The 1,192-nt window shown below is 40.5% G+C and carries 1 protein-coding gene; it reads right to left on the reverse strand.

Annotation, left to right across the window (positions count from 1 at the left end; all coding sequences use genetic code 11):
* Positions 1-20 precede the first annotated feature (20 nt).
* Entirely contained in the window at positions 21-1,016 is a 996-nt protein-coding gene (locus VXQ92_RS19420) for an IS4 family transposase (protein ID WP_313493804.1), read from the reverse strand.
* Positions 1,017-1,192 lie beyond the last annotated feature (176 nt).

Genomic DNA, 1,192 nt, shown 5'->3' on the forward strand with positions numbered 1-1,192 from the left:
CTCTGCACACGACAAAAAAATCATCCCCACCCGATTTTCATAGGTTTAGGGGTTAAAAAGCTAACTAACTGTCGAAATACAGTCTTATCATTGTTAAAGAACACCAAGTGAAGGCCCTCAATCAACACATCCAGGCCAAGCGCAAACAAACTGGCTTGAGGTCGAGCGTTTGACTTTAACTTGCGCTTTAACGGCTTATCTTTGTCTTTATAAATACCGACATGATAAGCCCAACAAAATGCTAAGGCGTTCACTGCGACTAATTTACTGACCCGTTCAAGATGGGTTAAGTGGGTATCTTCAAGATTAAAGCCACGGCCCTTTAGACAAGCAAATAAAGTCTCAATCTCCCAACGCTTAGCATAGCTTGTCATCGCATCCACTGTTTCTAGTTGATTGGTGGCCACAATCACTAAACCATAGTCTTTATCACGCTTGGCAAATACTCGGACCAAACAACCATCGACAGTCAGTATTCGTCCATGTCGATATGTTTCTTGATGGCTAACATGGCGTAATAACTCTTTAATCTGTACCAACTTGCCATGATGATTCTTAACTTTACTGTTCTTCTTAATCCGTATGGCAAAGGGTATGTGATTATTGGTGAGCCAGTTAAACCATTTTTCGCCAACAAACTCTCTGTCTGCTACTATCATCTCAAGGTTATCTTTGCCAAATTGTTTGATAAACCGCTCAATAAGTTCACAGCGTTCAAGATGGTTTGTATTACCTCGCTTATCTAGCATTTGCCAGTATAAGGGGATGGCTATCCCTTTATATACCACCCCTAGCATAAAGATGTTGAGGTTACTTTTACCCCATTTCCAGTTGGTGCGGTCAATGGTTAAGGTGACTTTGCCTAGCCCAAATAGTCGATATATCATTAAAGCCAGTTGATCGTAGTCTATCCTCGCTTCGGCAAAAAATCGCTGTAGTCTGCGATAGTGACTGTCGGTCTTGCCACCCTTAGGAAGGTGTCTTGCTATTTTTTTTAAGATTACTGCTTTGAGCAGTAATCAGGGCTATTATCATTAGGCTCAAACAATTGATTCTTGCCTTGTTCATGCTCAGGTTTTGGGTTAAAGTTTCACTAAGTCTGTTAAAGTTTGGCATGGTCTGATTCGTCTTAAAAATTACTATTATGCCTTTGCTTTAACAGACTTTTTTGTTTTTTTTGTCGTGTGCAGAG

The sequence above is a fragment of the Acinetobacter sp. 228 genome (genome assembly GCF_048147885.1).